Consider the following 481-nt stretch of genomic DNA (forward strand, 5'->3'; position numbering starts at 1 on the left):
GCTCTTGGACCGCTGCATGAAGCTGTTGGCCTCCTGGATCTCGGCCACGCTCTTGGGCTGGAATCCGATGGCTTTGGCCACTGCTTCGCCCAGGGTGGTGTCGATCACCTTGTAGCCCTTGGTGTCCTTGTACATGCCGCTGGCGGCCATGTCCGCGCCCTTGAACGCATTGCGCACCGCTGTGGGAGACACCTCCAGCGCGGCTCGGCCCGCTGCAGACGGGTCCAGATTCATCATCCCACCCACGAGTTCGCGTCCTGCCGCGAAGCCGCGGGACACCAGATCGCCCGCCGGCCCCGCAACCTCCAGCAGATCCCGCTCGCGGCTCTGCTTGGTCAGCAGCAGGCCGGTGCCTGGCAGCAGGTTGCCCATGCCCAGGCGCCCCGAAACATCGATGGGCGCACCTGGCAGGCCAGAGACACCTTGCTCCAGGAACTCGGCCAGCTCCTTGCCCACGATGCCCGCGAGGGCCTCCTTGCGC

The 481-nt window shown here is 67.2% G+C and carries 1 protein-coding gene; it reads right to left on the reverse strand.

Translation table 11 applies throughout. The features are described from left to right. Positions 1-481: PLxRFG domain-containing protein (locus L995_RS00135; RefSeq protein WP_197065084.1), on the reverse strand; the 481-nt coding region annotated here is incomplete at both ends.

The organism is Delftia sp. ZNC0008 (genome assembly GCF_000799035.1).
GTDB classification, from domain to species: Bacteria; Pseudomonadota; Gammaproteobacteria; order Burkholderiales; family Burkholderiaceae_C; genus Comamonas; species Comamonas tsuruhatensis.